The following is a 3009-nucleotide window of genomic DNA, read 5'->3' as shown; positions in this document are numbered from 1 at the left end:
GAACCTCGCCCCACTGATACTCATCGGCGCAGACCAGGCCGACGCCATGGCCGCCACCTCCCCACCACCCCGCGACCAGGTCCTCCTGGTCACCAGATCGCCAGACGACCCGGACACGTGGCGAAAATGCGTAGCGGTAGGCGCCCAAGCGGTCGTCGCCCTGCCCCAGGACGAACGCCGTCTCGTGGAGGACTTCGCCGACGCCATGGACCCAGACCCCCGCTCAGGGACGGTGATCTGCGTCCTGGGAGGCCAAGGAGGGGTGGGCACGAGCGTCCTGTCCGCCTGCCTGGCGCTCAGGGCGTCGGGCGACCGCCTCCGCACCCTGCTGGTCGACGCCGACCCCCTGGGTGGAGGCATCGACGCGCTGCTCGGCCACGAGGAGGCGTCCGGCGCTCGCTGGAGAGACCTGGTCGCCAGGCAGGGACGCATCAACTCCAGCGCACTCAAGGACGCCCTGCCGTCCTTCGGCGATCTGGCCGTGCTCTCGTTCCACCGCGGCGAGGTGGAAGAGATCCCGCAGGAGGCCATGCGCTCGGTGCTGGAGGCGGGCCGGCGCGGCTTCGACCTGATCGTTGTCGACCTCCCACGACAACTCAACCCGGCCACCCTGGAGGCGCTGGCCAGAGCGAACACCACTCTCCTCGTCGCCACCGCCGACGTGCGCGGCATCCTGTCCGCCGCCCAGGTGCTCGGTGAGGCCGGCAAGCACACCGCTGACATCCGCGCCGTCCTGCGCCCCGGCGTCCTGGACGAGGACGTCGCGGCAAGCTCCCTGGGCATCCCTGCGCTCGCCCGATTCCCCGACCAGCCCAAACTCACCGCCACCCTCAATCGCGGCGAACTACCCAAACTGGGCCCCCGCACGGTCCTGGGCGGTCTGTGCGCATCCCTGCTGACCGACCTCGTACCGACATGACCCCCCGCACCCCGGGCGCCGAGCCGCAACGCCCCGCCGCACCGGTGTCGCCGGAGCTGGTGGAGGCCGTCCGCGTTCGTCTGGCCAGAACCGGCGTGGAACCCACCGCGGCCCAGGTGGCCGTGGCGTTGCGCGCGGAGAAGTCCGTGTACGGCGACGCCGAGATCCTCGCGGTCGCCCGCGCCCTGTGCGCGGACTTGATCGGCGCCGGCCCGCTGGAGCCGCTCCTGGCCGAACCGGACGTGACAGACGTCCTGGTCAACGGACCCCGCGAGGTCTGGGTCGACGACGGCGACGGGCTGCGCCGCACCCAGGTCACATTCACCGACGACGCCGCGGTGCGCAGACTGGCCCAACGCCTGGCCGCCGCCGCGGGCAGACGGCTCGACGACGCGTCACCGTACGTGGACGCCCGGCTGGCCGGCGGCGTGCGCCTGCACGCGGTGCTGCCGCCCGTGGCGTCCGGCGGCACCAGCATCTCCCTGCGACTACCGCCTCGCCGTACGTTCACGCTGTCCGACCTGGTCACGGCCGGGACGATCCCGCCTCCCGCGCTGCCCGTGCTGACCGCGATCGTCGCGGCCCGGCTGGCGTTCCTGGTGACGGGCGGCACCGGTACGGGCAAGACCACGCTCCTGTCGGCCCTGCTGTCCCAGGCGGATCCTCGAGAACGCCTCCTCCTGGTCGAGGATTCGGCCGAACTCCGGCCGCTCCACCCCCACGTGGTGCGCCTGGAAAGCCGTCCAGCCAATCTGGAGGGCGCGGGCGGCGTGGGGTTGCGCGATCTCGTACGGCAGGCGCTGCGCATGCGTCCGGACCGCCTGGTGGTGGGCGAAGTCAGGGGAGCGGAGGTGATCGACCTGCTCGCCGCGCTCAACACGGGCCACGAGGGCGGTTGCGGCACGCTTCACGCGAACGCCGCCGCCGACGTCCCGCCGCGCCTTGAGGCGCTGGGTTGCGCGGCGGGGTTGAGCAGGGAGGCCGTCCACAGCCAGCTCGCCGCGGCACTCGACGTGGTGATCCACCTGACCAGAGGCTGCCAGGACGGCCGGCGCAGGATCTCTGAGATCTGCCTGCTCGCGCGAACGTCATCGTCCCTGGTAGAAGCGGTCCCCGCGCTCACCTTCACACCGAGCGGACGAGTGCTGACCGGCCCCGGGTACGAAGCCCTGACTCGGCGAACGCCGTCGTGATGGCCGCCTTCGTCGCAGCGTTGTCCACAGGCTTGGCCGTCTGGCTGTGGACAGGCCCCGACCCGGCGACCACCCGACTGAACAGACTCACCAGCGACCACGAGCCGGTCCACTGGCATGCGTTACGCCGTCGCCTTACCCGTCCCAACCAGGCACGGCGAGCCGACGCCTGGCGGCAGGCGTCGATCGAGCTTTGCCAGGCCCTGTCGGCGGAGCTGTCGGCCGGACGCACCCCTGGCGAGGCGTTGACCAGAGCCGTCGCCGCCGTGGACTTCCCTGATCCCCAGGTCATGCGTCCCGTGACGGCGGCGGCGAGGGACGGCGGAGACGTCGCGGCGGCCCTCGCCGCCGCAGCGCCCGCCCGGGGAGGCGAGGGACTGCACCGCCTAACGGCGTGCTGGGACGTCGGCGTCACCGTGGGCGCCGGCCTGGCAGCTCTCGTGGAGCGCGTGGCCGGCGCCTTGCGCGCTGCCCAGGCCCACCGTCAGGACGTGGCCGCCCAACTGGCAGGTCCTCGCGCCACGGCCAGGCTGCTGGCCGTCCTCCCCGCCCTCGGCCTTCTCATGGCCGGTGCGCTCGACATGCACCCGCTCGACTTCCTGCTCGGCAGCGTCCCCGGCCTGGCCTGCCTCGTGACAGGCATCGCCCTGGACGCCTGCGGCCTGTGGTGGACCAACCGCATGGCCATACGCGCCCAGTCCGCCTGACCCGAACCGCCACCCAGCCGGCAAGACCATCGCCCGACCTCCAAGCGAACGGACCGCCCCGATGCTGGAACTGCTGTCCGCCGTCTGTGTGGCTCTGTCCACATGGCTGTGGCTATCACCCAGAACACCCCCAGAACGCCTTTCTCTTATACACATCTTACGCTGCCGACGCTCGCCTAACTATAAATAA

At 71.7% G+C, this 3009-nt stretch carries 3 protein-coding genes; all 3 read left to right on the top strand.

The window, feature by feature from the left end:
• Positions 1 to 919, top strand: a 919-nt coding sequence (gene ssd, locus HII36_RS54300) for a septum site-determining protein Ssd (RefSeq protein ID WP_173531228.1), incomplete at its 5' end; no start/stop codon positions are given.
• Positions 916 to 2112, top strand: a complete 1197-nt coding sequence (locus tag HII36_RS54295; RefSeq protein ID WP_173531227.1) for a TadA family conjugal transfer-associated ATPase — start codon at positions 916 to 918, stop codon at positions 2110 to 2112. The genes ssd and HII36_RS54295, both read left to right, overlap by 4 nt.
• Before the next feature lie 20 nt (positions 2113 to 2132).
• Positions 2133 to 2819, top strand: coding sequence for a type II secretion system F family protein (locus HII36_RS54290; RefSeq protein ID WP_236005204.1), 687 nt, complete (start codon positions 2133 to 2135; stop codon positions 2817 to 2819).
• Positions 2820 to 3009 lie beyond the last annotated feature (190 nt).

Origin of the sequence: Nonomuraea antri (assembly GCF_013283785.1) — a bacterium.
Lineage (GTDB): Bacteria > Actinomycetota > Actinomycetes > Streptosporangiales > Streptosporangiaceae > Nonomuraea > Nonomuraea antri.
The sequence above is the reverse complement of the archived record's forward strand: the minus strand, read 5'-3'. Positions and strand labels throughout refer to the sequence as shown.

Coding starts and splice junctions, on each gene's coding strand:
- HII36_RS54295 (WP_173531227.1), top strand. CDS start 916: ATGACCCCCCGCACCCCGGGCGCCGAGCCGCAACGCCCCGCCGCACCG.